23 protein-coding genes are annotated in these 26526 nt (G+C 69.4%); 3 read left to right on the top strand and 20 right to left on the bottom strand.

Going from position 1 to position 26526, the window contains the following annotated elements:
- Positions 1-55 precede the first annotated feature (55 nt).
- The 5 genes from ACOWU6_RS05835 to ACOWU6_RS05815 form a co-directional block, all read right to left on the bottom strand.
- On the bottom strand, positions 56-2002 hold the full coding sequence (locus ACOWU6_RS05835) for a DEAD/DEAH box helicase (protein ID WP_421075041.1): 1947 nt from the start codon (positions 2000-2002) through the stop codon (positions 56-58).
- A gap of 459 nt (positions 2003-2461) precedes the next feature.
- On the bottom strand, positions 2462-5794 hold the full coding sequence (locus ACOWU6_RS05830) for an efflux RND transporter permease subunit (RefSeq protein WP_421075040.1): 3333 nt from the start codon (positions 5792-5794) through the stop codon (positions 2462-2464).
- Between the two features lie 120 nt (positions 5795-5914).
- On the bottom strand, positions 5915-6280 hold the full coding sequence (locus ACOWU6_RS05825) for a fluoride efflux transporter FluC (protein WP_421075039.1): 366 nt from the start codon (positions 6278-6280) through the stop codon (positions 5915-5917).
- Positions 6277-6672 (bottom strand): CrcB family protein, encoded by a 396-nt coding sequence (locus ACOWU6_RS05820; protein WP_324012823.1) that lies wholly within the window; start codon positions 6670-6672, stop codon positions 6277-6279. The genes ACOWU6_RS05825 and ACOWU6_RS05820 overlap by 4 nt, the downstream gene beginning before the upstream one ends.
- A 111-nt stretch (positions 6673-6783) precedes the next feature.
- Complete coding sequence (locus ACOWU6_RS05815) at positions 6784-6972, bottom strand: DUF3073 domain-containing protein (protein ID WP_282979377.1); 189 nt, start codon at positions 6970-6972, stop codon at positions 6784-6786.
- A 154-nt stretch (positions 6973-7126) separates the two neighbouring features.
- On the opposite strand from ACOWU6_RS05815, the gene ACOWU6_RS05810 reads away from it, so the two are divergent.
- Positions 7127-7678, top strand: coding sequence for a universal stress protein (locus tag ACOWU6_RS05810; protein ID WP_271173493.1), 552 nt, complete (start codon positions 7127-7129; stop codon positions 7676-7678).
- Positions 7679-7681: 3 nt separating this feature from the next.
- On the opposite strand, the gene ACOWU6_RS05805 is transcribed toward ACOWU6_RS05810, so the two are convergent.
- The gene (locus ACOWU6_RS05805; RefSeq protein ID WP_324012825.1) at positions 7682-8290 is read right to left on the bottom strand and encodes a PadR family transcriptional regulator; all 609 of its coding nucleotides are present in this window, start codon (positions 8288-8290) and stop codon (positions 7682-7684) included.
- Positions 8290-9183 carry a DUF4097 family beta strand repeat-containing protein gene (locus tag ACOWU6_RS05800; RefSeq protein ID WP_324012826.1) on the bottom strand — a complete coding sequence of 298 codons (894 nt, stop codon included), beginning with the start codon at positions 9181-9183 and terminating at the stop codon, positions 8290-8292. Before ACOWU6_RS05800 ends, ACOWU6_RS05805 begins: the two co-directional genes overlap by 1 nt.
- Before the next feature lie 178 nt (positions 9184-9361).
- Here ACOWU6_RS05800 and ACOWU6_RS05795 point away from each other — a divergent pair, with 178 nt between their 5' ends.
- Positions 9362-10120, top strand: a complete 759-nt coding sequence (locus ACOWU6_RS05795) for a MerR family transcriptional regulator (protein ID WP_282979324.1) — start codon at positions 9362-9364, stop codon at positions 10118-10120.
- A gap of 197 nt (positions 10121-10317) precedes the next feature.
- Here the strand turns inward: ACOWU6_RS05795 and ACOWU6_RS05790 are convergent, their stop codons facing one another.
- From ACOWU6_RS05790 to ACOWU6_RS05775, 4 genes are all read right to left on the bottom strand, one after another.
- Positions 10318-10560: a glycerate kinase gene (locus ACOWU6_RS05790; RefSeq protein WP_421075038.1), complete on the bottom strand. Its 243-nt coding sequence runs from the start codon at positions 10558-10560 to the stop codon at positions 10318-10320.
- A gap of 55 nt (positions 10561-10615) precedes the next feature.
- Positions 10616-11707 carry a tartrate dehydrogenase gene (locus ACOWU6_RS05785; RefSeq protein ID WP_421075037.1) on the bottom strand — a complete coding sequence of 364 codons (1092 nt, stop codon included), beginning with the start codon at positions 11705-11707 and terminating at the stop codon, positions 10616-10618.
- 115 nt (positions 11708-11822) lie between these two features.
- Positions 11823-12707: a LysR family transcriptional regulator gene (locus tag ACOWU6_RS05780; RefSeq protein ID WP_421075036.1), complete on the bottom strand. Its 885-nt coding sequence runs from the start codon at positions 12705-12707 to the stop codon at positions 11823-11825.
- Positions 12708-12777: 70 nt separating this feature from the next.
- Positions 12778-14256, bottom strand: coding sequence for an SLC13 family permease (locus tag ACOWU6_RS05775; RefSeq protein ID WP_421075035.1), 1479 nt, complete (start codon positions 14254-14256; stop codon positions 12778-12780).
- A gap of 359 nt (positions 14257-14615) precedes the next feature.
- On the opposite strand from ACOWU6_RS05775, the gene ACOWU6_RS05770 reads away from it, so the two are divergent.
- Positions 14616-15191 carry an HdeD family acid-resistance protein gene (locus tag ACOWU6_RS05770; protein WP_271173489.1) on the top strand — a complete coding sequence of 192 codons (576 nt, stop codon included), beginning with the start codon at positions 14616-14618 and terminating at the stop codon, positions 15189-15191.
- 58 nt (positions 15192-15249) lie between these two features.
- Here ACOWU6_RS05770 and ACOWU6_RS05765 read toward each other — a convergent pair whose 3' ends face one another.
- The 9 genes from ACOWU6_RS05765 to ACOWU6_RS05725 all read right to left on the bottom strand — a co-directional run bounded on the left by ACOWU6_RS05765 (position 15250) and on the right by ACOWU6_RS05725 (position 26493).
- Positions 15250-16944: a CBM35 domain-containing protein gene (locus ACOWU6_RS05765; RefSeq protein WP_421075034.1), complete on the bottom strand. Its 1695-nt coding sequence runs from the start codon at positions 16942-16944 to the stop codon at positions 15250-15252.
- 42 nt (positions 16945-16986) lie between these two features.
- A complete protein-coding gene (locus tag ACOWU6_RS05760; RefSeq protein WP_421075033.1) occupies positions 16987-19086 on the bottom strand; it encodes a beta-galactosidase in 2100 nt (699 codons plus the stop codon).
- Complete coding sequence (locus ACOWU6_RS05755; protein ID WP_421075032.1) at positions 19079-19783, bottom strand: hypothetical protein; 705 nt, start codon at positions 19781-19783, stop codon at positions 19079-19081. The genes ACOWU6_RS05760 and ACOWU6_RS05755 overlap by 8 nt, the downstream gene beginning before the upstream one ends.
- A gap of 62 nt (positions 19784-19845) precedes the next feature.
- The gene (locus tag ACOWU6_RS05750; RefSeq protein WP_282979319.1) at positions 19846-21513 is read right to left on the bottom strand and encodes an extracellular solute-binding protein; all 1668 of its coding nucleotides are present in this window, start codon (positions 21511-21513) and stop codon (positions 19846-19848) included.
- Between the two features lie 43 nt (positions 21514-21556).
- Positions 21557-22486: a carbohydrate ABC transporter permease gene (locus ACOWU6_RS05745; protein WP_416383278.1), complete on the bottom strand. Its 930-nt coding sequence runs from the start codon at positions 22484-22486 to the stop codon at positions 21557-21559.
- A complete protein-coding gene (locus ACOWU6_RS05740) occupies positions 22480-23508 on the bottom strand; it encodes an ABC transporter permease (protein ID WP_271173483.1) in 1029 nt (342 codons plus the stop codon). Before ACOWU6_RS05740 ends, ACOWU6_RS05745 begins: the two co-directional genes overlap by 7 nt.
- Positions 23509-23552: 44 nt before the next feature.
- Positions 23553-24641 (bottom strand): Gfo/Idh/MocA family protein, encoded by a 1089-nt coding sequence (locus ACOWU6_RS05735; RefSeq protein ID WP_421075031.1) that lies wholly within the window; start codon positions 24639-24641, stop codon positions 23553-23555.
- A complete protein-coding gene (locus ACOWU6_RS05730) occupies positions 24638-25366 on the bottom strand; it encodes a cupin domain-containing protein (protein ID WP_421075030.1) in 729 nt (242 codons plus the stop codon). Before ACOWU6_RS05730 ends, ACOWU6_RS05735 begins: the two co-directional genes overlap by 4 nt.
- On the bottom strand, positions 25363-26493 hold the full coding sequence (locus tag ACOWU6_RS05725; RefSeq protein WP_421075029.1) for a Gfo/Idh/MocA family protein: 1131 nt from the start codon (positions 26491-26493) through the stop codon (positions 25363-25365). Before ACOWU6_RS05725 ends, ACOWU6_RS05730 begins: the two co-directional genes overlap by 4 nt.
- Positions 26494-26526: the final 33 nt, after the last annotated feature.

Here is a 26526-nt window from a genome sequence, read left to right as displayed (position 1 = left end):
CCGCTGACGCAGAACGGCCCCGTCGGATGACGGGGCCGTTCTGCATGTACGGGGGCTACGCGGTGAGCTGCTCCGCGGTCGGGGCGCCCGCGAGCTCCTCGAGGAGGTCGTCGCCGGGGCGCACCTGATCGAAGGGCGCGTCGATCTCGGCCCGCTCGAGCAGCTCGCTCATGCGGCGCTGGCGCATCCGCGTGATGAGCGTGACGACACGGCCCTCGCGGCCGGCACGACCCGTGCGGCCCGCGCGGTGCAGGTACGTCTTGTACTCCGTCGGCGCGTCGGCCTGGACCACGAGATCGACGTCGTCGACGTGGATTCCGCGCGCGGCGACATCCGTCGCGACGAGCACCTGCGCGCGACCCTTCGAGAACTTCTCGATGTTGCGCGTGCGCTTGGCCTGGTTCAGGTCGCCGTGGAGGGCGACGGCCGTGAGTCCCGCATCTTCGAACTGCTCGACGAGCTGCTCGGCGTAGGCGCGGGTGCGCGAGAAGACGAGCGTCTTGCCCTCGCGGTCGACGAGCGTCTCGAGGATCTCGCCCTTGCTGCGCTGGTCGATCACGAGCACGCGGTGGTCGATCGTGCCCGAGTCCTGCGTCTCGCCGGCGACCTCGTAGACCGACGGCTCGACGAGGAACTCGTCGACGAGCGCGGCGACCTCGCGGTCGAGCGTGGCCGAGAACAGCAGCTTCTGCGATCCGTCGGCCGTGAGACGGAGGAGACGCTGAACGGGCTCGAGGAAGCCGAGCTCGCACATGTGGTCGGCCTCGTCGAGGACGGCGATGCTGATCTGCGAGAGGTCGAGCTTGCCCTGCGCGTGCAGATCCTCCATGCGCCCGGGAGTGCCGATGATGATGTCGACGCCCTTCTTCAGCGCGCCCACCTGGCGGGCCTGCGGCACGCCGCCGTAGATCTGCGTCGTGAAGAGGCCGACGCTGCGCGCGATCGGCTGGATGGTCCGGTCGATCTGCAGGGCGAGCTCGCGCGTCGGGGCGAGGATGAGCGCGACCGGCGCGCGGCCGAACTCGCGCTTCTGGCCGGCCTTCGAGCGGAGCACGCGCTCGACGAGCGGTGCGCCGAAGGCGATGGTCTTGCCCGAGCCCGTGCGTCCGCGAGCGAGGACGTCGCGGCCCTCGATGATCGACGGGATGGTCGCAGCCTGGATCGGGAACGGCTTGGCCGCGCCGAGCTCGGCGAGCGCGCGCTCGATGTTGTCGCCAAGGCCGAGCTCGCCGAACGACACGTCGACGGCCTCGGTCGTCTGGATCGCCTGGGCCTCGAGACGCTCGTGGACGACGTCGATCTGCTGCTCCTGTGCGGCCGAGCGCGCGGGGCGCTCGTCCCGACGCGGACGGTCGTCGCGGAACGACGGGCGGTCCGCGCGGGGCGCGCGGTCGTCCCGGGCGAAGCGCGGGCGCTCGGTACGGTCGTCGCGGTTGAAGCGCGGGCGCTCGTAACCGCCCTCGCGACGCTGGTAGCCACCTTCGCGACGCTGGCCGCCGAAACCGCGGTCCTCCCGACGCTCGAAGCCGCCCTCGCGACGCTGGCCGGCGTAACCGCCCTCACGACGCTCGTAACCGCCCTCGCGACGCTGACCGCCGACGCGACCGGCGAAGCCCTCACGACGCTGGCCGTTGAAGCCACCCTCGCGACGCTCGAAGCCACCCTCGCGACGCTGACCGTTGTCACGACCGGCGAAACCGCCCTCACGACGCTGGCCGTTGAAGCCACCCTCGCGGCGCTCGTAGCCGCCCTCGCGGCGCTGGCCGGCGTATCCGCCTTCACGGCGCTGACCACCGAAACCGCGGTCGTCGCGACGCTCGAAGCGGTCGCTCGACGAGCGGTCGAAGCGGTCGCCGTCACGCGCGGGGCGCGCGTCGTCGCGACGCGGGCCGCGAGACGCCCCGTCGTTGCCGCGGAAGGGGCCGCCGGGCTTCTTCTTGGCGTAGCGGGGGTCGAAGTTCTGAGCCGGACGACCGCCGGCGGGCTTCTTGTTCTTGGGCATGGGTGTGTCCTTCGGGTTCTCGCACGAGAACAGCGCTCGACGCACGCAGGCGCGAGCAGACCCGGACAGTCGTCGGCCGGGGGCCATTCATGTGATGGTTCATGCGCGTCGATCGACGCTCACCATCGGCCCCTGGACTCACACCTTGCCAAAACGTCCGCGCTGCGCGCGCGGTGTCCGAAGCCGACCGGACGACACTACCGGACCGGTCTGGGAAACCGCCCGGCAGGCCATCCGCCGTCACGCGAATCGGACCCGTGGTGCCCCTGTCGACTCATGAGCCCGACACGCGCGCACCAGCCCCAGTGATCCGATTCCCGACACAAGCCCGCCGTCCCCCGAATCGGACCCGTGGTGCCCCTGTCGACTCATGAGCCCGACACGCGCACACCAGCCCCAGCGATCCGATTCCAGACACCGGAAACCCGCGGGCCCCCGCCGCGCCCGCGCCAGCCCCACCTACTGCGGTCGGTGCTGCACCGGTGCGGCCGACGGCAGACCGCCCGCGATCGTCGCCGTCTGGGTCGGAGTCGCCGTCGGCGCGACGTACACCGCGGCGCCGACCCGCTCCCCCGCGCGCACCTCGGGAGCCGCCGCGCCGTGGCCGGCTCGCGCACCGCCATCCGCCGTGGCGCCGTCAGCCGGCCCGTCGTCGGTCGGCTCGTCCGGGGCCGTGCCTTCGCCATCCGAGCCGCCGCGGCCGGCGCGCTTGGCGGCACGGCGCTCCTTCGCCCCCTCGACGAGGTTGTAGAGCGTGGGCAGCACGATGAGCGTGAGCAGGGTCGACGAGACGAGGCCGCCGATCACGACGATCGCGAGCGGCTGCGAGATGAATCCGCCGTGGCCGGTGATCCCGAGGCCCATCGGCGTGAGGGCGAAGATCGTCGCGAGCGCGGTCATGAGGATCGGCCGGAGACGCATCGACGCCCCCGCGAGCGTCGCGTCGTGCGCAGACAGCCCGCGCTCGCGGTATTGGTTCACGAGGTCGACGAGCACGATCGCGTTCGTCACGACGATGCCGATGAGCATGAGCACGCCGATGAGCGAGGCGACGCCCAGGGGCACGCCCGTCACGACCTGCAGCAGGATGGCGCCGGTCGCCGCGAACGGGACGGAGACGAGGAGGAGGATGGGCTGCCGCAGCGACTTGAACGTCGCGACCATGACGACGTAGACGATGAGGATGGCCGCGAGCATGGCGAGGCCGAGCTGCGCGAACGACTCCGCCTGCTGCTCCGCCACACCCCCGACCGAGGCGGTCGCGCCGTCGGGCAGGTCGGCCGCGGCGATCGCGGCGGAGGCCGAGCCGGTCGCGACCGCAAGGTCGTCGACGGAGGGCGGCACCGTGATCGTGGCCGTGCGGCGTCCGCCGACCGTCGTGATCGAGGCGGGGCCCTCGCTCTCCTCGATCACGGCGAGATCTTCGAGGGGCACGACGCCGCGGGCTGTCGGGATGGCCAGCTCGCGCAGCTCCTCGACGGTCGCGGGCGGGTCCTCGGCGGCGATGTACACCGTCAGCGCGGTCTCGCCGAACTCGACCGTGCCCGCCTGCTGCGGCTGCATCGCGGACGAGACGATCGAGCCGATGGCGGCCTCGGAGAGGCCGGCCTCGGCAGCGGCCGCGCGGTCGACCTCGACGGCGATGTACGGCAGCGACGATGCGAGGTCGTCCGTCACGGTGCCGACGCCTTCGCGCCCCTCGAGCTCGGCGACGATCGCCGCGGTGGCATCGGCGAGCGCGTCGGAGGTCGGCGCCTCCACACTGATCTCGATGTCGGACGAGCCGAATCCGGACGAGCCGGCGACAGTGATCTCGCCGGCTCCCTCGAGGCCGTCGAGGGCCTCCTCGACCTCGGCGCGCAGAGCCTCCTGGTCGACGCCGTCCTCGGTCATGACGGAGTAGGTGACGCCGCCGCCCCCGCGGAACGCGTCGGACAGCGCGGATCCGCTCGAGCCGATCGAGGCCTGCACGGCCTCGATGCCGTCGATCCCGTCGAGCGCGTCCTCGACCTGGCGAGCCGCGGCATCCTTCGCCTCGAGGCTCGCCGTGTCGCCCAGGTCCTGCGAGATGGTCATCGTGTTCTGACCCGAGTCGCCGAGGAAGTTGACCTTCATGAGCGGCGCGGCCGCGACCGTGCCGACGAGCACCAGCACGGCGAGCACGAGGGTGATGCCCGAATGCCGGAGGGTCCATCCGAGCACCGGAAGGTACGCGCGCTGCAGTCGCGACGGCGGAGCGTCGGGGTGCTCGGGGTCGATCGGGCGCCCCTCCGCGTCGAGCAGCGGCTTGCCGGGGCGCATGAACCAGTACGCGAGCACCGGCACGATCGTGAGCGCGACGAGGAGCGACGCGCTCATCGCGATCGTGACCGTGAGCGCGAACGGCCGGAAGAGCTCGCCGACCATGTCGCCTACGAACACGATCGGCAGGAACACCGCGACCGTCGTGATCGTCGACGCCGTGACGGCTCCCGCGACCTCTCGGACGGCGAGGCGGATGGCCGCGCCCTTCTCGGCGCCGCGCACGTAGTGCCGCTTAATGTTCTCGATCACCACGATCGAGTCGTCGACCACGCGCCCGATGGAGATCGTGAGCGCGCCGAGCGTGAGCATGTTGAGCGAGTACCCGAAGGCCTGCATCCCGATGAACGTGACGAGCACGCTCGTCGGGATGGAGATGGCCGTGACGATCGTGGAGCGGATCGACAGCAGGAACACGAGGATGACCAGCACGGCGAAGACGAGGCCGAGCAGTCCCTCCGTGGCGAGCGTCTCGATCGACTCGACGATGTACGGCGCCTGGTCGAACACGATCGTGAACTCGGCGTCGGGGAAGGTCTCGCGCAGGTCGTCGATGACCGCCTGCACGCCTTCCGACACCTCGACCGTGTTCGCCGCAGGCAGCTTCGTGATCGAGATCGAGATCGCGTCCTCGCCGTTCACGCGCGACAGCGAGGTGGCCGGATCGTCGGTCTGCTCGACCTCGGCCACATCGTCGATCGTCAGCGCGGGCGGCACGATCGGCTGCCCCGTCGTCGGGTCGACCGTCGGGGCGGCGGCCGCGGCGAGCGGAAGCTCGCGCAGCGTGTCGAGATCCTCGATCTTCGCCCCGGTCTGGACGGTGAGGGTGCGGTCGCCCTCCGTGATCTCGCCACCGGGGAAGAGGTTGCCATTCTGCTGCAGCGCATCCGAGATCGCCTGCTGCGTGAGGCCGTTCGCCGCGAGCGCCTCGGCGTCGGGGGTGATCGTGATGCGCTGGCCCGTTCCTCCGACGATCTCGGCCGAGCCGACGCCGTCGACGTCCTCGATGTCGGGGATGGCGATGCTCTCGAGCTGCGCCTGCGCGTCCTCGCCGAGACCGGAGACCGCGACCTGGATGACGGGCAGGTCGTCGATGCTGACCGACAGCACCTGCGGCTCGACGTTCTCCGGCAGCTGGCTCGAGATGCGGTTGATCGCCTGCTGCATCTTCTGCTCGGCCGTCGCGAGGTTCGAGCCGTAGGCGAACGTCGCCTGCACGATCGACGCGTCGGTCGTCGATGTCGCCGTGGTCGACTCGAGGCCCGCGACGCCCTGCACGGCCGTCTCGATCGGCGTCGACACATCGGACTCCACGACCTCGGGCGATGCCCCGGGGTAGGTCGTCATCACGACGAGCGTCGGGAGCTCGATCGACGGGATCAGCTCCTGCTTGAGGCTCGTGAGCGACAGCCCGCCGAAGACGGCTGCGCAGATCGTGATGAGCGCGATGAGGGCGCGGTTCTTGAGGCTGAGGACGGCGAGCTTCGACACGGATCTCTCTCGTTGGTGGAGCGTGACGCGGGAGCGGACGGACCGATACGGTCCTGTATCCGCGTCGTCATTCTCTCAACGGGGCGCGCACCGGCGCCTCCACCTACGGGATGATCCTGATCAGACCAGGGCACCGATCGCGACACCGGCCGCGGCGGCCGCCACGCAGAGCGCGAGGGTCCCGAGCGCGTCGAGAAGCGCCTTCCGCACCTGGCCCTCACGGAGGAACGCCGCCGCATCGAGCGACACCGTGCTGAAGGTCGTGTAGCCACCCAGCAGCCCCGTCCCCACGATCGCGAGCCACGGCCATCCGAGCGCGGCGCCCGTGAGCACCCCGAGCGCGAGCGAACCCGACACGTTCACCGCGAGGATGGCCCAGGGGAAGCCGCGTGGGACGACGCGCGAGAGCAGCACGTCGACGAGCCAGCGCAGGCCGGCGCCGATCCCGCCGGCCAGGGCGACAAGCGCGACGAGACCGGGGGTCACGCTGCGGCCCCGCGCGCGACGCGCGCGCCGACGACGAGACCCGCGAGCGCCGCGCCGACCGCGAGGATCACGAGCAGGGCCGAGCCGGCGAGCACGAGCGCGATCTGCGGGCCAGGGGTCGCGCCCGCGACCTGAACGGCGAACGCGCTGTAGGTCGTGAAGCCGCCCAGCACGCCCGTCCCGAGGAAGCCACGCCATCGTGCATGCCGGGCACCGCATACGCCCGCGACGAACCCGAGCAGGAGCGATCCGACCACGTTGATGACGGCCGTCATCCAGACGACGGAGCCGTCCGGGACGAGCGCGGTCAGCACGTGCCGTGCGGCGACGCCGATCGCGCCGCCCGCGCAGACGAGGGGCAGCAGCTCCCAGCGGATGGGTGCACGCGTCACGAGCGAGACACTACCGGCTCGACGCACGTGCGCCGGTGCCCGTCGCGCAGGCACACGAAAGTCGCCGCGGAGGGTGCTCCGCGGCGACTTTCCATGATGATCTGAGAAGGGCTAGGCCTTCTCGAGCTCGTCTTCGTCCTCGTCCTCGTCGGCGTACTGGTCAGCCCAGCGGTCGACGTACGGGTCGTCATCCGGATGCGCGAGTTCGCGTTCCAGGGCCCGATAATCGACGCTCGGGCTGAACGACTTGAGTTCGCGGGCGAGCTTTGTGTGCTTCGCCTTCTGACGGCCACGCCCCATGCGCGAGACCCCCTTATGTTGAGCAGCATCGGGCTTCATGCGCCGGCCCGTATGCATAACTTCCGACAGCCGGCTGATGCCGGGAAAGAGTAGGATCCAGGATACCACGCGGCCCTCGGGCACCGGCCGGGCTGCGGCACAGAGAGGACGGGCCATGAGCGATAACGAGGTCTTCCCCGCCGACGAGGCACCCGACGCGGCAGCCGACGAGTCCCTGCATGGGGCCGTCATCGTGGGCGCGATCCCGGGCCAGGCACCCCGTGTGATGAAGGAGGCGGCCCGCTATGCGGCCCTTCTGCACGCGCCGCTCGTCGTGGCCCACGTCGACGTGACGCGCTTCGTGACCTACGAAGATCCGGACGGATTCGTGCAGACCGCACCCGTCGACATCCACATCGACGCCGGCGCCGAGGAGCTCGAGGCCGTCCGCCGAGCAGCCGAGGAGAACCTCGCCGGCAAGGACGTCCGCTGGACGGTCCGCCAGCTCGTCGGCGACCCGGCGCTCGCCCTCAAGCACTTCGCCGAGAAGATCGACGCGCGCCTGATCGTCGTCGGCACGCGCAAGCGCGGCATCGGCGACTCGATCCGGGAGTTCTTCACCGGATCGGTCGCCGCGCGCCTGTCGCACCGGCAGCACCGCAACATCCTCGTGGTGCCCGTGGGCGAGCCGCTCGCGGACGACGAGGACTGGCCGCTCGAGGAGTAGGCCTCAGCGGCCGCCGAGCGCGCGCTCGAGGGCGGCGGCTGCGTCCTCGAGCGCACGGCCGAGGTCGTCGACGACGGATGACGCGAGCTCGCCTCCGCGCGCCACGTGCGTGCGCAGGTCAGCCCGGATGCGACCGCGGAACTCGCCCACGAGCACCTCGGCGCGCTGCAGCTGCTCGCGCGCGCGGACGCGCGGGTCATCCCCCCGGTGCGGGCGGGGCGCCTCCGCGGTCGCGCTCGCGGCCGCCGCGAGGTCGGCGCGCAGGCTCTTCATCGCCTCACTCACGCTCGAGCGCACGCCGTCGGCGATGATCCGGACGGAGTCGGCGAGCCCCTCCTGGATGCCGTCGAGTTCGGCCGCGCGCGCACGCACCTCGGCGCGCCCGGCATCCGTGATCGCGTAGATCGTCTTGCGGCCGTCGACGCTCTTCGTGACGAGCCCCTCCTCCTCGAGCTTCGCCAGGCGGGGGTAGATCGTGCCCGCGCTCGGCGTGTACGTGCCGCCCGTGCGCTCCGCGAACGCCTGCATGATGTCGTAGCCGTGACGCGGCGTCTCGTCGAGGAGGCTCAGGAGGTAGAGGCGCAGGTCGCCGTGCGAGAAGACCGGAGGCATCAGCGGGCCTCTCCCTCGCCGGCCGCCGCCTGCCCCGGCCACTGCACCTCGCCATCCGTCTCGGCCGCGGCATCGGGCACCGAGCCGTCCTCGCGGCGCACGACCGTGATGTCGCCCGCGACCGTGTTGATCCGCACGTCGACGAAGCGGCTCGACAGCTCGCCCACCGAGTCCGTGTAGCTCACCGGCCCGGACGACGCGTACGCGACGCCGTCGATGCGCACGCGGCCGCTCGCCGAGCGCGCCACGTAGTTCGCGGCGTATCCCTTGTCCAGGCGCAGCGTCACCGCGCCGCTCACGCCGTTGATCGACACGCGCTCGACCTGTCCGACCGCGTCGACGAAGGTGGTGCCCGAGACCGTGTCGACGTCGACCCGCGACACGGCGCCCGAGACGGCGACATCGCCGGAGACGGTGTTGGCCGAGAAGGCGCCCTCGAGGTCGCGCACCTGCACGTCGCCCGAGACGGCATTCGCCCCGAGATCGCCGCGCAGGCCGTCGACGAGCACGTCGCCCGACACGGTGTTCAGACGCGCGGGCTGCTCGAGCCCCGCCACGAGCGCGCCCGCGCTCACGACGCCGAGCGTGAGGGCGACCGCGCGTGGGACGGCGACGCTGATCTCCGCACGCGGACCGGCCGCGCCGAAGTTGCGGAAGACCTCGAGGAAGTTGTCCCAGCGCAGCTGCGGGTGGTCGATCTCGAGCTCGTCTCCCGTGAGCTCGATGCGAAGGTCTTTGACGGTCACGCCGTGCACCTCGACCCGCGCATGCGGCTCGTCGTGTCCGATGATGTCGACCTGGCCGCCGATGAGGCCCACCTTGAGGCGGCGGACGCCCTCGACGTCGATGATGCGGGTCTCCCCCGGATGGATGACCCACTTCTCGTCTGTCATGATCTGCTCCTGTCTGCCCCGGCACGGGCATCCGACTCGAGATATATCTCGACTTGAGAGCAGTCAAACACGATATATCTCGATCTGCAAGCGTCTTCGGGAAATCGACGGTTGACATTGACGCAACGTCAACCTCTAGCGTGATTCTCACCACCACGACAGAGGAGAGGGAGCCGCCATGGAATGGTCGATCCAGCAGATCGCCCGCCTGACGGGCACGACGAGCCGCACGCTGCGTCACTACGACGACATCGGGCTGCTGCCGCCGTCGCGCGTCGGCCACAACGGCTACCGCTACTACGACGAGTCGGCCCTGGTCCGCCTGCAGCGCATCCTGCTGCTGCGCGAGCTCGGGCTCGGTCTGCCGCAGATCGGCGACGTGCTGGCTCGCGAGACGAGCCCCGCCCGCGCGCTCGAGACGCATCTGGCGTGGCTGGAGGAAGAGAAGGGTCGACTCGAGCGGCAGATCCGCGCGGTGACGTCGACCATCGGATCCCTGAAGGAGGGGAAGGAGCTCATGGCAGAGAACATGTTCGACGGCTTCGACCACACGCAGTACAAGGACGAGGTCGAGCAGCGCTGGGGTCGCGACGCGTACGCGCGGGGCGACGCCTGGTGGCGCGGGATGAGCGATGCGGAGCGCAGCGCCTGGGGCGAGCGCACGTCGCAGCTCGCGCGCGACTGGACGGCGGCCGCCGAGGCCGGCGTCGATCCCGCGTCCGACGACGCACAGGCTCTGGCGCAGCGCCACGTCGAGTGGCTGACCGGCATCCCCGGCACCCCCGCGGCCGTGCCCGGCGGCGACGTCAAGGCCTACGTGCTCGGTCTCGCCGAGATGTACGTGGCCGACGACCGGTTCGCCGCGAACTATGGCGGCACGGCCGGTGCGACGTTCGTGCGCGACGCGCTGACGGTCTACGCCGACGCGCGTCTGTGATCGCGCGCCAGCGCATGACAGAGAGCGCCCCGTGTCCGTGAGACACGGGGCGCTCCTGCACTTCGCGCGGCCAGCGCGACCTGTGCGGTCTCAGAGGCACTGCGGACGTGGCTGCTGAATCGATCGCGCGATGGACTCGCCGGCACAGCTGAGGAGAGCCACGCTCAACTCCGGATCGTCAGCTGTCGCGCGATGCGTCATCTCGCTGAGCGCGTAGACCGAGTGGACTCCCATGCGCCGGGCCTGACCACGAGCGCAAGCGTGCGAGCGCCGCCGAAAGCCGCGGCGGCGACGCTTCCATCGCCCCCGTCTGCGAACGGCATTCGCCGGACGTCGAACCGTTCGGGCGGAAAACCGGATGCCACGGCGTCCGCGACCTGTGCCGCATCGAGGCATCCCTTGAACTTGTCCGGCGCGATCAGGACACGAAGACGAGTCACGCGAGTCTCCACGGCAAGCGGGCTGGACGAGCGAATCGTCCCGGCAGCATCCCGCTCAGACCAGTGCAGGGTTCAGAGCCGCGACAATGGCCTCGGTGACCTGCTCGGTCGTCGCGGCGCCCCCGAGTTCGCGAGTGAGGTGCCCGGCGCCTGTCGCGGATGCGACCGCCGCCTCGACACGGGCCGCGGCATCGTGGAGCCCGAAATGAGCGAGCATGAGCGCCGCGCTCGAGATCGCGCCGATCGGATTGGAGATCCCGAGCCCGGCGATATCCGGGGCCGAACCATGGACCGGCTCGAACATGCTCGGGAAGCGCCGCTCTGGGTTGAGATTCGCAGAGGCGGCGAGTCCGAGGCTTCCGGCCAACGCTGAACCGAGGTCGGAGAGGATGTCGGCGTTGAGATTCGAAGCGACGACCACGGAGAGCTCCTCCGGGTGCAGAACGAACTTCGCGCTCATCGCGTCCACGAGCACGCTCTCGGTCTGCACGTCGGGATAGTCCTGAGCGACCCGGGCGAAGACTTCGTCCCACAGGACCATTCCGTACTGCTGAGCGTTGGACTTCGTGACGCTGGACACCTTCTTCACCGCGCGCGTCCGCGCCAGGTCGAAGGCGAAGCGCATGATGCGCTCGCAGCCCTTCTCGGTGAAGAGCGCCGTCTGCAGGGCGACCTCGTTGCCCGGGCCGCGGCCGCTGAGATTGCGGCCGCCGAAGCCGGCGTACTCGCCCTCGCTGTTCTCGCGGACGACAACCCAGTCGAGCTCCGTGTCGTCGGCCTTGCGCAACGGGCTCGTCACGCCGGGGAGGAACTTCACGGGCCGGACGTTCGCCCACTGGTCGAAGTTCTGAGTGATCGCGAGGCGCAGGCCCCAGAGGCTCACGTGGTCTGGAACGTTCTTCCACCCGACCGCTCCGAAGTAGATCGCATCGAACGCTTTCAAGGTCTCGAGCCCGTCCTCGGCCATCATCCGTCCGGTTCGCGCGAAGTACTCGCTGCCCCAGTCGAAATCGGTCCACTCGAACGCGAACGCGCCGTTCGACTGACGAGCGACCTCGTCCAGAACCCGGCGCCCTGCCGCGACGACCTCGACGCCGATGCCGTCGGCGGGAATCGCGGCGATCCGGAATGTCTTCTCTGCAGTCATCTTCTCTCCTCATCACGAGCGGCGACATTGCCTGTTCCCTCCATTAGGGGGCACGATCAAGGCATTCGTCCAAGACGCAGTTTCAATCCTCCGGATAGGGAAAAGCTATCGAGCGTCAGGCAGCCACCTCGCGGGCGACGGCGAGGAAGGCGCGTGCCGCAGGCGACAGATGGTCCATGCGGCTGATGACGGACACGTGAAGCAGGGTCGGCGGATCGATTCGCAGCGTGCGCAGGCCCGCGTGCTCGGCGAGAGGCGTCCACGACGCCGGCATCACGGCATGCCCGATCCCTCGAATCACGAGGGGGAGAATGGATGTCCGATGCGCGACCTCGACGACGATCTCGACGTCGATTCCGGACGCGACGAGCTCATCGACCATGGTGCGCATGAGCGCGCCTCGTTGAGAGACGATGAACCGGGCTCCTGCGAGCTGCTCGCGCGCGATCACGTCCCCCGGCCCGAATCGATCATCGGCGGGGTTCACGATGAGCACGAGCGGCTGACTGCCGAGCGAGAACGAACGCACTCCGGGCGTGCGGAGCTGCACGGCCGAGCCGAGCAACCCGATCTCGGAGGTCCCCGAGCGCACTGCCGAGATGACGTCGTCGACGTCGAATGCGCCGTCAACCGAGATCGCGATCTCCGGGTGCCGATCTCGGAAGGTGGCGATGATGGTCGTCAGCGGCTCGATACCGGGCGAAGGCATGGAGCTGATGTCCACGCGTCCCGTGCGCACACCGCGCACGGCGTCCATCGCCGCGCGAGCCGACTCCAGGTCGCGTACGACGACACGGGCGTGGCCGACGAGCTCCTCCCCCGCGGCGCTGAGCGTGACACGCCGCCCGACGCGGTGGAAGAGCTCAATGCCGAGTTCGCGTTCGAGGGACGCTATCGACTGCGAGAGCGACGGCTGTGAGATGAGCAGCTGCTCGGCGGCGCGCCCGAACCCGCCGTGGTCGACGATCGCGAGGAAATAGCGCAGCTGCCGGACGTCCATGCGCGTCACCCTACCCAGGCGCGAAGCTGGGCCGTTCCTCGAACGAGGAACAGCCCAGCTCCGGAATCCCTCAGCCTCCGATGCCCGCCATCGCGGCGGTGAGCGGCAGGACGAGGATGATGAGCACGCCGCCCAGGATGTCGAAGGCGATGCCGCTGCGGACCATCCGCGTGATCGGCACGCATCCCGAGCCGTAGACGATTGCGTTCTGGGGCGTGGACACCGGGAGCATGAACCCGAAAGACGCAGCGAACGCGGCCGCCAGAGCGGGGATGAGAGGATCGACCCCTGCCGCTATGGCGAGCGGCACGACGATGGGAACGGTGACGGCCGCCGAAGCTGTGTTGCTTGTCGTCTCCGAGATGAGGATCGCCAGCCCGACGGCCATCGCCGTGATGGCGACCACGGACGTCGCTCCCAGCGCATCCGACAGTCCTGTGCCGATCGTGTCTGCGAGGCCGCTTTCCGAGAGCATGGCTCCGAAGATCATGCCCGTGCCGAACAGCAGGATGGTGCCCCAGTCGATCTTCGCAGCATCTCCCCATGAGAGCGTCGCCTCCTGCCGCCGCCAGTTCAGGGGCAGGACGAAGAGGAGGGAGGCACCGACGACGGCCACGATGCCCTCATTGAGGATCTCGTCGAGCGCGACCGCGAGATCATGCTGTGGCCCGAGGAACAGGGCAGCGAGCGACGGCAGGAACCACAGCACGATGGTGAGCGCGAACGCGCCGATGGTGTTCCACTCGGCTCTGCTGATCGGCCCGAGCTCCTGGCGCTGCGCAGCGATGTACTCCTCAGCACCCTCGATGCGGCGGATCTCGGGACGGTTGATGAGCAGCAGGACAACCGCGAGGACCGCGAACATTGCGAGGGCCATGGGAAGCGCAGCCAGAGTCCACTGAGCGAACGAGATGCTCTCGCCGGTGAGCTCCTCGATGAGACCGCGGCCGATGAGGTTGGGCGGGGCGCCGATCGGAGTGATGATGCCGCCAACCGATGCGCCGTACGCGAGCATGAGCATGAGCGCGGCACCGACTCGCAGACGCATCGGGTCGAAGTCCGGCTTGACCACTCCACGATCCTGCATGAGCTTCGCGATGACAGTGAGGATTCCCAACGCTGTCGGCAGGAGCATCGCCACCGTCGCGGTATTCGAGACGAACGCCGACAGAACGCAGGTGATGGCGCCGAAAGCGAGGATGATGCGGATGGTCGAGCGCCCCACTCCGGGGAGGCCGAGCACCCAGAAGGCGAGCCGTCGCGCAACCCCGTGCTTCAGCATCGCCTGCGCGAGGATGAACGCGCCGATGAACGTGAAGATCGTCGTCGAGCCGAACGGTGCGAGCACGTCGCCGGCTGGCGCGACGCCGGTGAGCACGATCGCCGCGACCCCGATGAGACCTCCGACGGGGATGGGCACCGACTCGCACAGCCACAGCACGACGACGCCGACGATCACGGCTGCGAGCTTCTGCTGCGTCGCGTCGATGCCGAGGGGAAGGAACCAGAGGAGCAGCGCTGCGGCGGGCGCCGCGAAGAAACCTGTCATGCGGCGACCGGTCTCGAACCGCTCCTCGGCGGGAGAGAGCCGCTGTTCGCTCAGACTGCGATAGGTCGCACCGCCCATCAGCGTCCTGATCACGTCGGTCGGCGGTCGGCTTCCTGCACCGGGTATACGCGGAGGCGTACTCAGAGATGTCATGAACGAGCTCCTTCGGTCGTCGTGCCACCACTATCCGCGCAGGCGATCGTTCACGTCCAAGACGTATTCGCTCTCAGTCAGATAGGCGCACCCTATTCGTCGATCGCTCGTCCGCACGGCGCACGACACGGGGCGCTCCTGCACTTCGCGCGGCCAGCGCGATAGCGTCGAGGCAGTCGGAGAATCGGCGCACACCAGGAGGAACCGTGACGGACACCCAGCACCAGCCCATCGGACTCGCCCGCACCCTGCGCACGATCGCCATCGTCACGGGCGTCATCTCGCTCATCGCGGGCCTCGTGATCGTCATCTGGCCGTTCAAGTCGGCCGTCGCCGTCACGGTTCTCATCGCGATCTACACCCTCGTCGCGGGCATCATCGACATCGCGCTCGCGGTCGTCTCGAAGGGGCTGAGCGGATGGCTGAGAGTCGGCCTGGCGCTCCTCGGCGTCCTCTTCGTGGTCGCCTCGATCGTCGCCTTCTCGAACCTCGCGTCGACGACGGCCCTCCTCGGCGTCTTCGTCTCGACGTTCCTCGGCATCGCGTGGATCTTCGAGGGTGTCGTCACCCTGTTCGCGCTCGGCGGCCCCAAGGACCCGTTCAGCCCGGTCGTCCGCTCGAAGGGCTGGACGATCGCGTACGCGATCGTCAGCATCCTCGCGGGCATCGTGCTGCTCGTCTCGCCGATGCTCGCCGCCGTGTGGCTCTGGCTCTTCATCGGCGCCTCGCTGCTCGTCTTCGGCGTGATCCAGATCGTCCGCGCCGCGACGCTCGAGCGCTGAGCGCGTCGCGACACACGAAGCGCCGGCCGCGCTCTCGAGCGGCCGGCGCTTCGTCGTGTCAGGAGTGGATGACGAAGGTCGTCACGCTCTGCGGCGGAAGGGTCGCGACGAAGCCGCCCGCCTTTCCTGTGATCACCGGCTGCTCCTCGAGGTCGCGCGTGGCGTCGGTCAGCCACGATCGCGCACTGCGCACGCGCCGCCCCTGCACCTCGAGTGACGGGTTCGCCGTCGACTCCGACATGTTGACGGCGACGAGCACGAGAAGGCCGTCCGGGCCGATGTACGCGGAGGTGAGGACGCCGGGCTGCGGCTCGCGCGGCGCCTCGACGCGCGTGAACCCGGGGCGGACGAACTTCGCGTAGTGCGACAGCATCCGACCGCGCTTGCTGATCGTGCCGTCCTCGCGCATCGGGCCGTAGAAGCGGCGGATGTACCACCAGACGTACGCCTGGAATTCGGCGTCGGTCATCGCGTGATGGACGTGCTCGGCGACCTTGAGCGCCTCGGGCCAGAGGTCCGCGGAGCTGGAGCTGTTCGGGTGGTAGACCTCGGTCATCCACAGCTCCTTGCCCGCGCCCTTCTCCTCGAACAGCGGGTACGGGAAGTCCTCGTAGGCGGTGCCGTAGAGGTGCGCGCCGATGATGTCGACGTTCGCGAGCGCGGCCGGGTCCTGCAGGATCGGGTCGGACACCTCCTTGACGTACTGGAACGACTCGGGCGCGATCACCCGGCAGTCGATGCGCCCCGCGAAGTCGCGCAGGAATCGGTTCATCTCCTCCGTCGTCCACCACGTCCACTCGTGCGCGTAGTCGGGCTCGTTCTGGACCGAGATGCCGTACAGCTCCACCCCGTTGTCGCGCATGTAGTGCACGAACGCGTTCAGGTGGTCCGCGTACGCGCCATAGGCGTCGTGCCGGAGGCGCCGCGCCTGCGCGGGCGGCGTGTAGGGGGCCGCCATGACGTAGTCCAGGGCAGGGCCGCCCTCGCCCCGTGTCTCCACCTTGACCGTCCACTGCCCGGGCGTCATGACCGCCTGGATCGACTTCCACGACCACTGTCCTGCTGCCGTCGCGGGGAAGAGCACGTTCTCCGCCACGAGCGCACCGGCGACGTGGATGTCGACGTGCACGTCGCCCGTCGGCGCCGCGTAGCGGAAGGCGAGGTTCTTCGTGCCCGACGACCCGATGATGACGCCGCTGAACTCGACGCTCGCGCCCGTCGCGCCGTCGAACTGCACGTAGCCCTCGCCCTGGTAGCCGGACAGGTCCGTCGCGACGTGCGCGTTCACGAGCGCCGCGGCCTCGGCCTCGTACTGGCTGCCGCGCGGCACGTCGTCCACGCGCTCGAAGAGCTCCACGAGGTCGGCCGGAGGGTTCCACGGCGACGCGAACACGAGCGCGCCCTTCGCGACCGCCGCCTGCGCCGAGGCGAGATCGCGCGCCCAATTGGCCGAGTCCTCGGGGACGGGGATCCGGAGGATCGTGAACCCGAGATCGTCGACGCCGTTGCCGAAGGCGGTCGCGCACTGGCTCAGCGTCAGCTCGCCGATCCACCCCGCGTGGGTCATGCCGCCGAAGCCGCGGATCACCTGTCGGCGCTGCGTGGGCTGGATCACGAGGGAACGGGGCCGGACGGCGGGGGCCGCGCCGTGCGCAGGCCCAGCCGCGAGGCCGAGCACGATGGGCACGGCGGCGACACCGCCCGCCAGGACGGTGCGTCGGCTGATGCCGTCGGAGGATGGCGTCGTTGCCATGGGCATTCTCTCTTTCTCTCGAGTGGTGCGGACAGCACCGCGTCAGCGGCGGAGGACGATCACGTCCGTGGGGTTCAGCACAACGGCCTCCCCCTCGCGGAGCACGCGACCGGTCAGCAGGTCGGTGCCGTCGGCGTGGAGGCGCACCGTCACGGCCTCCGCACCGTGATGCAGCAGGAAGTCGATGACCGCGCCCGACGGAGCCTCGCGCGTCGCGAACTCGAGACCAGGGACACCGGCGTAGGGGCCGGCGAGCCCGTGGCGCTCGATCGCCGACCGCGCGACCTGGGTCATCCCCTCCTCGTCGAGGACGCTCCCCACGTACCAGACGTGGCCCTCGCCTTCGGGGCCCCGGATGACGTTCCGCGTCACCGCGGGCTCTCCCGCGTAGTAGTCGGCGCCGTATCGCGCCATCACCTCCGCGCCCTCCGGCACGAGGACCTCGAACACCATCCGGCCCCTCGCCGTCGCCCCGTCCGAGAACCGCACGGGATTCGCCACGGCCGGCTCGGCGGCATCGGTCTCGGCGACCCGCGCGCCGACCATCCGCACGAGCGGTCCGGGGACGTCGCCCAGGAAGCGCAGATCGTCCTCATCGGCTCGCCCCGACAGGCAGCCGATGATCACCGTTCCGCCTCGCTCGGCGACCGCGTGCAGCCGCTCAGCCGTATCGCCCGCGACGAGATGGAGCAGGGGCGCCGCGACGACGTCGTAGGCGCCGAGGTCCGCGGTCGGCGGCACTACGTCGAGCTGCGCGCCGGCCTCCCAGAAGGGGCGCGCCCACTCCGTGACCGTCGGAAGGTACCTCAGCAGGCGATTGGGACCATCCGCCATCTCGACCGCCCACCAGGACTCCCAGTCGACGACGATCGCGCAGCGCGCGCTGGTCCGCGCGCCGAGCAGGGCGTCGCCGACCGAGGCGAGCTCGCCGCCCAGTGCGGCGACCTCGCGGAACGTGCGCGTATCGAGTCGCCCGGAGTGATCGAGGACCGCCCCGTGCGTCATCTCGCAGGCTCCGCGTGAGGCCCTCATCTGGAAGAAGAGCACGGAGTCGGCGCCATGCGCGACGGCCTGCCAGGACCAGAGCCGCATGATGCCGGGTCTCCGCTGCGGGTTCACGTCGCGCGAGGCCGTGACCGACGGCGTCTGCTCCATGAGCCAGAACGGAGCCCCGTCTTTGAGCCCGCGCATGAGATCGTGCGCGAGCGCGGTGCCCCACGGCTCGTCCATCCGACGCGGGTAGTTGTCCCAGGAGGCGAAGTCGAGATGCGGCGCCCAGCGGTGGTAGTCGAGCGGCTCGTAGAACCCCATGAAGTTCGTCGTCACGGGGCGGTCGGAGTGCGCCCGGATCGCCGCTTTCTCGTCGGCGAACTGTCGGATCGCGTTGTCGGTCGAGAACCGCCGATAGTCGAGCGTGATGCCCTGGAACGCGGTCTTCCCCTCTCCACCCCAGTGCTCGGTCAGCGCGCTCGGCGCCTCGATCTCGTCCCAGTCGGTGAACCGATGCGACCAGAACGTCGTGTTCCACGCCGTGTTGAGCTCGTCGAGCGTGCCGTAGCGGCGGCGCAGCCACTGTCGGAACTCGGCCGCGCACAGGTCGCAGTAGCAGCGGCCGCCGTACTCGTTGCCGACGTGCCAGGCGACGACGGCAGGATGGTCTCCGTACCGCTCCGCGAGGCGCTCGGCCATCCGCGCGGCGAGCCGTCGGAAGTCCGGGGAGCTCCAGCACGCGTTGTGCCGCTGTCCATAGCGGTGCCGACGGCCGTCGAAGTCGACGCGCGTCGTGTCGGGGTAGGCACGCGCCATCCACGGCGGGATGGCGCCCGTGCCGGTCCCGAGGCAGACGGTGCGGCCCTCGTCGGCCGCGCGCCGGATGATCGCGTCGAGCGTCGAGAAGTCGAATCGTCCCTCCTCTGGCTCGGTGAGAGACCACGTGAAGACCCCGACCGTGAGGGTCGAGATGTGCGCGGCGTCGAAGGCCCGGTGATCGCGGTCCCAGACATCGCCGTCCCACTGCTCGGGTGAGTAGTCGCCTCCGTACGCGATGCGGTCGAGGCGCGGCAGGCGCGCAGGCGACGGAGGGGCGACGGGATGGCCGAGGACAGAGCGGGACGGGACGGGGCGGGGGCGCCGCTCAGGCATCGCGCGTGAACCTTCTCGTGACGTCGGCGAGCACGGGGCGCGCCATGAGGGCGAGGAGGGCCGCGAAGGCCCAGAGGAGAAGCAGGACGAGGAGCTCCGACGCCGCGAGGACGAGGAACCCCGCCACGACCAGCAGGGACAGGACGCCCAGCGAGAACCGCCACTGCGACGCGATCTGGACGACGGCGATGCGCGCGGCGTCGCGCGTGCGGAAGCGGAAGCCTGCGGTGAGGACGACCATGTGGCCACCCCACAGGAGGATCAGCGTGCCGAGCACGACGAGCGCGGGCCGGAGCGCCCCGCCGCCGTCGACGCTGTCGAGATGGATGAGGTTGAAGGTCAGCAGCGCGAGCGCTGCGGTCGCAGGGGTCGCCCAACGAAGGGTCTGGACGGCATCACGCCGATACGCACGGAAGAAGTGCCGCCCCGGGGAGAGGTCGGTGCCAGGGACCCTCACCGCGGCGACCCCGGCGACGAGGGCGGGAGCGACGGGGAGCAGCGCGATCACGAACAGGGGAAGATTCGACGGGTCGCGGTCGAGCAGCATCACCGCGACGATCGAGGGCAGCGCGGCGAGCAGCAGCTGCGCCTCGAGCACGATCATCCGGTAGATGGCCGCCGCGCCCCGCGAGAGGGGCCCGCGGCCGATCTCGTCGGCGCTGTCGCCGCGCGACGACGTGCGGTTCTGTGTGTCCATGTCCTCAGCTCCCTTGCGTGAGGGAAGGCGGCCGGCCGGTGCGGACGGCCGGCCGCCTCCGATCAGCCCTCGCTCTGCGTGCGCTCGAGCGCCGCGTTGATCGTGTCGACGAGCTGCGTCGACCCCAGTCCCTCGAGCTCGGTCACATACGCGTCCCAGTCGTCCTCGACGGAGCGCTGCCCCGTGATGAACGAGGCGGTCGCGGCGTGGACGGCGTCCGTGAGCTGCGTCTGCAGGAGGGAGGTCTGCTCGAGCTCGATCTCGTTGAGCAGCGGCGCGGGAGCCGTCGGCAGCTGCTCCTTCTTCTCGAGCTGCTGCGCGGTCCACTCGGCGATCTCGTCGGTCATCATCGAGAGCACGAGCTCCTCGGATGAGCCGTTGGCGAGCAGGAAGACGCCGTTGCTGTAGCCGTAGTCGGCGTTCAGCAGCTTGGGGGCGCCGGCGTTGATGGAGCTCCAGGCGATGTCGTCCATGAGCTTGCGCGTGCCATCCGCCTCGCGCGTGAACGTCTCGCCCTCGACGCCCCACTGCGCGAACTCGAGGCCCTCGTCGGAGTAGTAGAGCCAGTCGACGAACTGCAGGAGCGCCTTGAAGTACGGCTTCTCGGCGGCCTCGCTCGAGATGAGGATGCCCGACGTGAATCGACCGCTCGGGAGGTTGTCGCCGGCGGGGCCGCCCGGGATGGAGATGAGGCGGATCGGGACGTCGCCCTGCCCCGAGTCGGCGAACTTCTGGCGGTACTCCGCGATCACCTGGGTGTTGCCCGAGATCGCGGCGGACTTGCCCGAGATGAACTTCTGCACGGCCTGGTCGTCGCTCTGGGTGATCTCGGGGTCGAGGACGCCCGCCTCGACGAGCGCGGCGGCGTCCGCCACGAGCTCCTTGTACTCATCGGACGTGCCGGTGAACACGTACTCCCCGGCCTCCTCGTCGTACCAGGTGTTCGCGTATCCCCATCCGGCTGCGGTGTCGTAGTTGGGAGCCATGACGCTCAGGAGCGAGCCGAGGGGCGTGGCGTCGGTCCACCGGTCCGACATCGCGTAGTCGAGCTCGGGGTTGGCCTCCTTGACCTGCTCGAGCTGCTCGAGGTACTCGTCCCAGGTCGCCGGGTCCTCCGTGATGCCCGCCTTCTCCCAGAGGTCCTCGCGGATGACGACCGAGTACTGGACGTCCGGCACCTCGCGGAGGCCAGGGAGGTGATAGATCTTCCCGTCCTCCTGACGACGGTTCTGCAGGTCCTCCTCCAGACCCCAGTCCTCGATCTTCTGCTGGAAGTTCGGCATGTAGTCGAAGTAGTCCGAGACAGGGAGGATCGCTCCGCCCGAGACGAACTGCGTCTCCGTGCCGGCGTACGTCGACGAGATGATGTCGGTCGCCTCGCCGCTGCCGATGAGCAGGGACTTCTTCTGGTCGTAGTCGGCCATCGGGATGTCGGTGCGGGAGAACGTGACGTTGTGGTCCTCCTCGAGGTGCTGGAAGACCGACCAGTCGTCCTTCACCGGGTAGTTCGGGTGATCCCGGTACATGAGGGAGAAGTTCACGGGCTCGGTCGCCTTGAAGGTGACACCGGCCTCGAAGTCCTCCATGGCGCCCACGGAGTGCGCCTCGTCGATCGTGACGCCGTCGTCTCCGACGGCCTCCTCGCTCGGCGTGGCGGAGCAGGCGGACAGCGCGACCGCGACGGCGGCGAGGCCCGCAGCACCGACGAGGGTGTGGCGAGTGATTCTCATTGTGTTTCTCCTCTAGGTGAACGTCGTCGTTCGACGTGGGGAATCAGCCCTTGACCGACCCGAGCATCACGCCCGAGACGAAGTAGCGCTGGATGAAGGGGTAGAAGCAGATGATGGGCAGGACGGTGAGCAGCATCGTCACGGCCTGGATGTTCGAGGCGATCTGCGCGGCCTCGCCGCCCACGGCCTCCTGCGCACCCGTCGCCGCGGCGATGAGGTTGCGCAGGTAGATGGTCACGGGGAAGAGCGACTTGTCATCCATGAAGAGGAAGGCGCTGAACCACGAGTTCCAGATGCTCACGGCGTAGAACAGCGTCATCGTCGCGAGCACGGCCTTCGACAGCGGCAGCACGATCCGGAAGAAGATGCCGTACGTCGTGAGCCCGTCGATCGCGGCGGCCTCCTCGAGCTCCTCGGGGAAGTTCTCGAAGAACGACTTCATCACGAGCAGGTTGAAGACGCTCAGCGCTCCCGGGACGACGACCGCCCAGATGCTGTTGCGCCAGCCGAGGTAGTTGGCGATGAGGATGTAGTTCGGGATGAGCCCGCCGCCGAAGAACATCGTGAAGACCGCGATGCCCACGAAGAACGTGCGTCCCTTGAGGTACGGCTTGCTGAGCGCATACGCGTACGTCGTGGTGATCGCCATCGCGATGATCGTGCCGACAATCGTGTACAGGAACGTGTTCCCGTAGTTCGTCCAGAACATCTCATCGCTCATGACCACGCGGAACGTGTCGATGTTGAAGCCGCGCGGGATGAGGTTCACCTCGCCGGCCGCGATGTACCCCTCGGACGAGAACGCCTTCGCGACGAGGTTGATGAACGGGTAGAGCGTGACGGCGCACACGAGCACGAGGGCGATCGCGTTGACCACGCGGAACACGCGGTACCCGAGCGACTCGCGGATGATGCCGGTCTCCCGGCGGACGTGCGCGATGTCGGGCTTCTGGGGAAGGGCTTCGGTCACCACAGCGAGGTACCCACCATTCGACGAGAGAGGGCGTTCGCGCCGAGCACGAGCACGAGGCCGATGACCGCCTCGAAGAGGCCGATCGCGGTTCCGTACGAGAACTGGGCCGACTGGATGCCGACGCGGTAGAGGTAGGTCGAGATCACGTCGGCCGTCGAGTAGATGAGGGGGTTCTGCAGGAGCAGCACCTTCTCGAATCCGACCGCCATGAACGAGCCGATGTTGAGGATGAGGAGCACCATCATGGTCGGCTGGATGCCGGGCAGCGTGATGTGCCAGGTCTGCTGCCAGCGGTTCGCGCCGTCGATGCGGGCGGCCTCGTACAGCTGATCGTCGATCGTCGTGAGGGCCGCGAGGTAGAGGATGGTCCCCCATCCGACGGTCTGCCACACCTCCGACGAGACGTAGATCGAGCGGAACCACTCGGGCCGCTGCATGAACGGCACGGGGTCGCCGCCCATCGCCTCGACGACCTGGTTGATCGTGCCGTTGAGCGCGGTGAGCTGGAGCACGAGACCCGCGACGATGACGATCGACATGAAGTGCGGGAGGTACGAGATGGTCTGGACGATCCGCTTGAACCGCCGCGAGCGCAGCTCGTTGAGCATGAGCGCGAGGACGATCGGCAGCGGGAAGGTGATCAGGAGCGTGAGCGCTCCGAGGATCACCGTGTTCCAGAACACGGTCCAGAACTGCTGGTTCGAGATGAACGCCTCGAAGTAGTAGAAGCCGACCCACTCGTCGCCGAAGATCGAGCCGCCGGGGCGGAATCGTCGGAACGCGATGACGTTGCCGAGCATCGGCACGTACCGGAAGATGAGCAGGAAGATCACCGGTGCGATCAGGAACGTGTAGAGGCGCCAGTCGCGGGCGAGAGCGCGCCGCCACGTCTGCTTCGCGCGCGGCGTGCGATCGCGCCGGAACAGCCGCCGCTTCGCGCGCGCTGTCGTGATGAGGCGCGTCGCGCCCCCTGCGGGCGGGGCATCCCCGAGCCGCAGGGGCGCGTCAACGGATTGCGTCATTCGGAACTCCACATCCTCGTGGTTCTCAGGCGAACGGGTCGCCGCTAGGGAGTGAGCAGGATGGCCTCGGACGGCGAGGTGAGGACGGTCGCGTCGGCCTGCGCCTGCAGGCTGAGCTCGGCCGCCTTCAGCGCGTGCGCCTGGCTCATGGCGGTCTCGGTGCCGTCGATGCAGTCGCGGATGAGCTGCCCGAAGTACGGGAACCCGGCCATGCCGTTCGCGTTGAAGCGGTACTGCCCCTCCTGGTTGACGAGGAGCACCTGGCCGCCGCCGTTGTCGGTGGTGATGTCGATGTACTTGCGCAGCTCGATGTACCCGTCGGTGCCGAGCAGGAGGGTGCGTCCGTCGCCGAACACGCCCAGGCCATCCGGTGTGAACCAGTCCACGCGGACGTACCCCGTGGCGCCGTTGTCGAGGATGACGTGCGCGTCGCCGAAGTCCTGGAGGCCCGGGGTCTCGGGGTGCGCGTAGTTCGCGATCGTCGAGGTCGACACGCGGCCGTCCGCCGCGCCGGTGTAGTGGAGGATCTGGTCGAAGTTGTGACTGCCGATGTCGCAGAGGATGCCGCCGTAGTGGGCCGGGTCGTAGAACCAGTCGGGCCGGCCTCCTCCGATGCGGTGCGGGCCGAAGCACACCACCTGCAGGACCCGCCCGATCGCCCCGCGCTGGATGAGCTGATCGGCGAGGATCGCGGCCTCCGAGTGCACGCGCTCGCCGTAGTAGACGGCGTACTTCAGGCCCGTCCGCGCGGTGGCCTCGCGCACCGCCTCGAGCTGCGCGAAGGTCGTGAGCGGCGCCTTGTCGACGAACGCGTGCTTGCCCGCCTCGATCGCGCGCAACCCGATGGGAGCACGCTCGGAGGCGATCGCCGCGGTCGCGACGAGCCGCACGTCGGGGTCGTCGAGAACCTGCTGCTCGCTGGATGCGATGCGGGCCGTCGGGTACTTCTCGGCGAACGCGGCGGCGCGCTCGGGGTTCTCGTCGAAGACCCACGTCACCGTCGCGCCGGCGCCGAGGAGTCCGTCGGTCATCCCGAAGATGTGACCGTGGTCGAGGCCGACGGCCGCGAAGGCGAACTCCCCCGGCGCGACGGCGGGCTGCGGAAGCGGGTCGAAGGTGTACGGATGGCTCATCGGGGGTTCTCCTGGTCTGTCACGTCGTAGGCGCGGATCCGTCCGCACATTCCGAAGGCGCGCTCGCCCGCGGGCGAGGACGCCTCGTGCACCCGGGCCTCGCGCAGGTGGGCGACGTCGCCCCGCGCGATCGCCTCGGTGAGCGCGAGGGAGCGCTCCGCCTGGGCCAGCGGCCGCTCGCGCACGAGCTGCCCCCATGCGGCGGCGCGATGCAGGACGAGTGCACCGGCCGCCGCATGGAAGTCTTCAAGGGGCCGGCGGTCGCCCGCGACGACCGCGTCGCGCAGCACCTCGAACCCGGTCACCGCGAGATCGCGGCGACGGGCGGCGCGCTCGGCGCGCCCCTCCGCCTCGCCCAGCGACGCCGCCTCGGCGTACGCGTCGGCGTTCCCGACGATCTCGGCGGGAAACGTCATCACGGCGTCGCCCGCCTCGGGAAGACCCGCGTTGCTCATCAGCACGAGCACCTTCAGCCCTCCGCGGTTCACCGCGCGGTGGATGGTGCCGGGGGTGAACCACACGACGGCCCCGGGCTCGAGGTCCGTCTCGCGGAAACCGTCGCCGTCGATCGTCTGCAGCGCGCCGCGCCCCTCGACCACGAGGTACGCCTCGGTCGACACGAGATGCATGTGCGGGCTGCCGCCGCAGATGCCGTCGGGCGCCGCGCCGTCGTAGATGTCGAGGTGCGACAGCGAGGTGCCGCCCGGGAACGATGAGGCGCTCATGATGCCGCCTCGACGAGGGACGCCTGCTTCTCGTAGAAGTGCGGAGCGTGCTCGACGAGCTGGCCGGCACGGTAATAGGGGTCGTCGGCCTTGAGGGGCAGCTCGACGAACGCGCGCTCGATGCCCGCCTTGTAGATCGCCGTGACGACCTCGATCGCGTTGCGACCATCCCGCCCATCCGCGATCGGCGCGCGCCCGTCGCGGATCGCGCCGAGCAGATCCCCGATCTGCCCCTCGTGCCCGTAGTGCCCCAGGGGCTCCTTCGCCGCCGCGACCGCCTCGATCTCGGCGACCAGATCGGCGTCGCCGCCCTTCGCGGGGAAGCCGCCGCCATCCGCGCGCTCCGCGATCACCTTCCACGGCTGCGAGACCCGCGCCTTCTCGCCCTGGATGACGATCTCCTGCTCCTCGCCGTGGTGCACGACGGAGCTCGTCAGCTGCGCCAGGCCCCGCTCATAGCGGAACACGGCGACCGAGAGATCCTCGACCTCGCTGTTGTCGTGCTGCGCGTTCGCGAGCATCGCGGTGATCTCGGTCGGACGACCGAGGAGCCACAGCAGCAGATCGATGTGGTGGATCGCGTGGTTGAGGGTGCAGCCGCCGCCCTCCTTCTCCCACGTGCCCCGCCACCAGAGGTCGTAGTACGGAAGACCGCGCCACCACGCCGAATCCACACGCACATGCGAGATCGTGCCGAGCAGGCCCGACTCCACGACCTCCTTCAGGGTCGCGAGATCGTCGCGGAACCGGTTCTGAGCCACGACCGACAGCACCTTGCCCGAGCGCTCCTGCGCCGCGAGCATCGCGTCGCACTCCTCGAGAGACGGCGCCATCGGCTTCTCCACGAGTACATTCACGCCCCCGTCGAGGGCCGCGATCGACAGCGCGGCGTGCGTCGACGGCGGCGTCGCGATGCTCACGAGGTCGAGCCCCGCCTCGGCGATCATGCGAAGAGGATCGTCGTACCCCACGGCGTCGGTCAGCCGGAACTCCGCCGCCTTCTGCGCGGCCTTCCCGGGCATCACGTCGGCGAGCGCGACGATCTCGCACTCCTCCGGGAACGCGAGATACCCGCTGATGTGGGCACTCGCGATGCTGCCCGTGCCGATGATCCCGATTCTGAGCATTGCTTCCTCGCAAGTTCTACTACGTATTACTAA

The organism is Microbacterium sp. SA156 (assembly GCF_049065455.1).
Taxonomy (GTDB): Bacteria; Actinomycetota; Actinomycetes; order Actinomycetales; family Microbacteriaceae; genus Microbacterium; species Microbacterium barkeri.
The sequence above is the reverse complement of the archived record's forward strand: the minus strand, read 5'-3'. Positions and strand labels throughout refer to the sequence as shown.